Raw genomic sequence first — 5,220 nt, 5'->3', positions numbered from 1 at the left:
CTCGTCCCACAACTTCAGCTCTGTCCGGTCCTCAACCTGGACAGAACACCTCAAGCCGGAACAACGCCGGGGCCGTGGGGTAGGCCCCAGTCTCCCCGGTGGCTGGAGCGGCACCGCACTCCGCCCAAGAGGCCGCGACATGCTGCCACGATGATCGAAACCTTACACTGTGCGACGCACTGCGTTCTGGGTGCCTTCATTGCCACTCTTGTCGTCTTCGGCTTTAGCCTCGAGATGTTCGACAAGAGACTGTGGGCCGAATTCGTGGGCGATTATGTAGCCGCAGTGATGGTAGGCCTTGCCTTCCGCTACTCCAATGAGGCTGACACGGGTGGTCGAAGAGCGTGGGCCGCAATGCGGAAGTTCCTCAGGGGAGATCTGCTGGGCGTGTCCGCCTTCGAGTTCGCCCTCTTGGGTTGGCTGGCGATAATGGAGTTTATGGTGTTCCACGAGACCCTGAAGCCTAGTAGTCCGGTGTTCTGGCTCATTGTCCAGATCGGGTTGATCATCGGCTTCTTTGCCGCTTGGCCGCCAACCCTGTGGCTGATCCGCCGCGGCGTTAAAGAGGACCTGCTGGGCACGCCGCAGTAGGTGGGTGTGCTGCGCCGACGCCCGTGGGGCTGTTCCGTCCGAGCGCGCCTCGGACGGTGATCCTCTGGTGGTGAGTGCCGGATCGTTCGGCCGATTCGCTACGGCGCGTCCAGCTCGGTCAGCAGGTTGCCGCCGGCGCAGTCGAGGAAGGCATCCAACTGCGTTGCCCTCTGCGTGACCCGGAGCGGGTTCGGCCTTGCACCGAGCCCGCCCCTCCAACTCCACTCGATCCTGACCGCGAGCGGTGACAACGTTCACCCGATTCGGCGTACGCCCTCGCCCGCAAACGTCAGGAACTTGAGCCGGGCCCTTGTCATGCCACTAACGCTGCAGGGTCAGCAGACCGGCCGGTACGGCAGGAGGCCGTAGTCGCCGCCGGAGCTGGGGGAACGTCCCTTGGGCTGCCAACGTTGGTGGCTGGTTGACAACCTTTGACAGTGTCTTGTGCCCCCTGTGTGCCCCACACCGCCGGAGACGGCCGCCGTCCGAACCGGAGTCGTGGACCATCAAGCACTTCTCGCAAGCCAACCCAGTCGGCCCCGGCCAAGACAACATCCCGGCGCTGCTACGCCGCATCGCAGACAGCATCGAACAACGGCCCGGCATCGAGGTCCAGGACGTCATCCTGCACAGCGAGGTCACGGCCGACGGTGACTGGTGGTCGGCCACCGTCTACTTCCACCAATCGTCCCTGTAACGGAATCCGGCGTACAGGTCGACTCGTCCGTCGCCCACCAGGTCAAAGCCGTCGCATGGTGGCCAACTTGCTGGTGGTCGTCACTGATCATCCTTGGTCGGCCCTTGATGGCCCAACGACGGCCTAGACACACCCAGGGCGAGCCCTCGCTCGTCAGCTCTGTGCACCACATCCGGTGCTGTCCGAATCCGGCGTCAGGTTCGACTCGTCCGTAGGGCGTTACCGGATGGCGATGTGCAAGCTGCCGCCGTCATCATCACCACCCGACATCGATCAAGCTGGTGCGTTGGAGCTGTTCCTGGGTCTGACGTCAACCGGCTACCGTCAGCCCGTGCTCGATCCCGCAACTGTCTTCGAGAGCTCGGGCCCGCTGGAGGAACGCCGCCCCGTAGCGCCAGCGACTTGACCGCTTCGGTGTTCTCTGGGAGGTCACACCCACTCGCTCGGTCACATCGTCACAGGTCATGGCGCCCTCCTCCCTCCGACGCCAGTGACCACTTCGGACGCGGTGACCACTTCGCCAACCTGCACCCCAATCTGCACCCACCCGCAAGGCATGGACCCTCACAGGGTCCTTACCGCGGTGACCTGCGGATACTTCCCTACCAGGCGAGATAGAGTGCCGTTGACTGCTGTTCGCTGCCGTTGAGTGCAGTTGTGTGAAACAGGACGCTGCACCGCCTCTGACCTGCGAAAACGTGGAGCCGCAGGCAGGGGTGGGTGCAGTTGAATACCGTCCGAAGCCGTTGGACGCAGTTCACAGCCGTTCAGTGCACCCAGCTGCTCCCAACCTGCTCCCCCGAACCGGCCCTGCATCGGACGGCCGACGTCGGGATCGTGAGCTGCCAGCCCAGCAGCTTGGCGGCTGGCACCAGCGCTGACTCCTGCAGCCGCATCGGATTGCAAAGCACGTTCACGAACGCCGCGCCTGTCAGCGGCAGATCCGGACGGCATGTCAGGGCTGCGTCCGTCGGTGCGGATAGCCGCCGGCATGATCGGCGAGAATGGCGGCATGTATGCGCACGACGACTGGTGGAACGCGCTGAGCCCGCAGCTGCGGGACCGGATCGACGGGCTGCTGTGCGCGCGTCGGCTGATCGCGGCTGTCGTCCTCCTGCGTCGGGAAGGCGGACTGCAGCCGCCGCCCGGTCTGTACCAGGCCCAGGATCTGCTGATCGAGCGGCGCGCCGAACTGGACCGGCGGGGTCTCGTCGAGCCGGAGCCAGCGCCACCGACGACCGCGCAGCTGATCGAGAAGGCGGCCGCCATCACCGCACCGGTCGTCGCCGTCGAAGCACTGTGGGACGGTGACACGCAGGGCTGGTGCGTCGACCTGGTCGCGGTCGTCCGGCGGCCGGGCCGCCACCATGACCGCTTCGACGAGGTGCCGTTGACGGTGCTGCGGCACGGCGGTGACATCCGCCTGTTCAACGGCCAGGTGCCGCCCTGGCCCGAGGCGCGGCAGGCAACCGAGCAGGGGCAGGCTGTCGCCCAGCATGTCGGTGTGCCGTTCCATTTCACCAGCCCGGAAGCGCCGGGCGTCGATCTTCCACGCTGGTGGGACACGCGCAGCCCACCTAAACCGGTAGAGCACCCGTGGCCATCGGCAGCGTCCCGTCACACCGGCGCTCATCGGCAAAGTCGTGCCTCCGTAACGCGCGATCAGCGGCATGAGCGGGCGCTTCGCCACACCGATCACTGTTGGCCGCGGCTATGAGGGGAACAGCTTCCAGTGCCCCTCGGAGACGACCTCGACGGTTCCGTCGGTCACCTTGATGGCCGTCTGGTCGTCGATTGCGTACGCCGGACCGGCGATCTCGGCCGCCCATCTCTCGGCACCAGCCATGGTGTTGTCGGGCTCGAGACCTAGGTGCGGGAAGATCGAGAAGTCGACGACCCCCAGTGTGTGGTCGTCGGGCGCGGACTGCCACTCGACGAAGTCCGCACCGATCCGGGGGGTCAGCACCATGCTCCCAGCACTCAACCCCACCCAGACGGTGTCCCGCAGCGACGGCAGGAGGTCCGCCAGCCCGGACTGCCGCATCCAGTGGCACAGGTACGTCGCATCGCCGCCGGCCACGAGCATGACGTCAGCCTCCCGGACCCAGGGGACCCACCGCTCCTCGCCGATGCTGGGCAGCGCTGTCAGCTCGAGGACGCCCAGCGACTTCCAGCCCAGGTCGCACATGGGTAGCGGCGTCTGACCGGTGATGAAGCGCCAGGCCGAGGCTGGCCCGCCCATGGGGTGGCACGCCGTAGGGATACAGAGGGCACTGGAGTCGGCGATCGGCTTGCCCAGCAGGTCGACCAGCGCATCGCGGATGCTCGGGTTCTGGACGCCCGCGGACGTGAGAAGAAGCTTCACGCTTGCCTCCTGTACGTAGCGGTCATGACGCTCTGCTCGAGAGTCGGGAGATCGGTGCATGGAAAGACAGACTGGACACCATAGCGAAACTCATCGCCGTTGCGACCCCTCAAGCCCCCCCCGCACGCACATCGGCTACTTGTTTAATTGACCTGCGACCGTGGCCCGGCCAGGCCTCGGTCGAGGCGCCCGGGCTGCCGCTCTCAATTCGGCTGCCCATGCTGGTCGTGTGGCTCTCATCCGCCTCGTTATGAGCGGGCCGCCGCCCCCGTCACGTCAAGACGGCCTTGACGCAAGACGGACGCTGCCGGAACCGGCTGAGTCGGCTTTCGTGTCACGGACGCCCGGCGGACACCGCCACAGCAGCGCAGTTGACCCAACCTCGTCCGGCACGTGTCGGCTCCGCCTGAAAACTGACCACGTGGTTCCGGCTGAATCCGGACCACCTCCTGAAGCATCGGGAGGTGCTGAGCGTGGAGGACTGGGCGGAGATCCGGCGGCTGCGGCGGTCGGAGGGCATGGCGATCCAGGCCATCGCACGGCGGTTGAAGATGTCGCGCAACACCGTGAAGAAGGCCCTGGCCAGTGACGAGCCGCCGCGGTATCGGCGGGCGGCGAAGGGTTCGATCGTGGATGCGGTCGAGCCGCAGATTCGGGCGTTGTTGGCGGAGTTCCCGGACATGCCTTCGACGGTGATCATGGAACGGGTCGGGTGGGTCCGCGGCAAGACGGTGTTCTGCGATCGGGTCCAGCAGTTGCGGCCGTTGTTCCAGCGCCCTGATCCGGCGCAACGCACCGACTATCTGCCGGGTGAGCTGGCGCAGTGCGATCTGTGGTTCCCGCCGGCGGACGTGCCGTTGGGGTTCGGGCAGACCGGCCGACCACCGGTGCTGGTGGTGGTGTGCGGGTATTCGCGGTGGCTGTCGGCGGTGATGATTCCGTCGCGGCAGTCGGCGGATCTGCTGGCCGGGCACTGGACGCTCATCGCCGGCTGGGATCGGGTGCCGAAGGCGCTGGTGTGGGGCAACGAGTCCGCGGTGGGGCAGTGGCGGGCCGGCAGGCCGCAGTTGACCGAGGCGATGAACGCCTTCCGCGGCACCCTCGGCATCCGCGTGATTCAGTGCCGGCCGGCGGACCCGGAGGCCAAGGGTCTGGTCGAGCGGCCAACGGCTATCTCGAGACGTCGTTCCTGCCGGGGCGCCGGTTCGGTTCACCGCAGGACTTCAACGCCCAGCTGACCGACTGGCTGGTCCGGGCGAACAACCGCCGGCATCGGGTGTTGGGCTGCCGTCCGGTGGACCGGTGGGAGGCTGACCGGGCGGCGATGGTGCCGCTTCCGCCGGTCGCGCCGGTGGTCGGCTGGCGGCAGACGACGCGGTTGCCGCGGGATCATTACGTCCGTCTGGACAGCAACGACTATTCGGTGCACCCGTCGGCGGTGGGACGACGAGTGGAGGTCAAGGCTGACGCCGACTGGGTGCAGGTGTTCTGCCGGGTGGTGTAGAAGCTGACCTGCTTCGGCGTGCCGCCGGGATAGAGGTGGGTCATCGCGTGAGTCTCTGTGTGA

At 66.7% G+C, this 5,220-nt stretch carries 3 protein-coding genes and 1 pseudogene; 3 read left to right on the top strand and 1 reads right to left on the bottom strand.

The window, feature by feature from the left end; genetic code table 11:
- Positions 1-150: 150 nt before the first annotated feature.
- Both AC1WTP_RS34100 and AC1WTP_RS34095 read left to right on the top strand, forming a co-directional pair.
- On the top strand, positions 151-591 hold the full coding sequence (locus AC1WTP_RS34100) for a DUF4396 domain-containing protein (RefSeq protein ID WP_481653328.1): 441 nt from the start codon (positions 151-153) through the stop codon (positions 589-591).
- Positions 592-2,279: 1,688 nt separating this feature from the next.
- Positions 2,280-3,005 (top strand): hypothetical protein, encoded by a 726-nt coding sequence (locus tag AC1WTP_RS34095; protein WP_481653327.1) that lies wholly within the window; start codon positions 2,280-2,282, stop codon positions 3,003-3,005.
- Here the strand turns inward: AC1WTP_RS34095 and AC1WTP_RS34090 are convergent.
- Positions 3,000-3,653, bottom strand: a complete 654-nt coding sequence (locus AC1WTP_RS34090) for a Type 1 glutamine amidotransferase-like domain-containing protein (protein ID WP_481653326.1) — start codon at positions 3,651-3,653, stop codon at positions 3,000-3,002. The two genes, AC1WTP_RS34095 and AC1WTP_RS34090, sit on opposite strands and share 6 nt — an antisense overlap.
- A gap of 464 nt (positions 3,654-4,117) precedes the next feature.
- Between AC1WTP_RS34090 and istA the strand changes: the two are divergent.
- Positions 4,118-5,145 (top strand): annotated as a pseudogene (gene istA, locus AC1WTP_RS34085) (IS21 family transposase); the annotation flags it as partial.
- Between the last annotated feature and the right edge of the window lie 75 nt (positions 5,146-5,220).

The sequence above is a fragment of the Micromonospora sp. R311 genome, assembly GCF_056780015.1.
The sequence above is the reverse complement of the archived record's forward strand: the minus strand, read 5'-3'. Positions and strand labels throughout refer to the sequence as shown.

What these genes read in the sequence shown, in the direction of transcription:
- AC1WTP_RS34100 (WP_481653328.1), top strand. Translation starts at nt 151, where the DNA reads ATGATCGAAACCTTACACTGTGCGACGCACTGCGTTCTGGGTGCCTTC.
- AC1WTP_RS34095 (WP_481653327.1), top strand. Translation starts at nt 2,280, where the DNA reads ATGATCGGCGAGAATGGCGGCATGTATGCGCACGACGACTGGTGGAAC.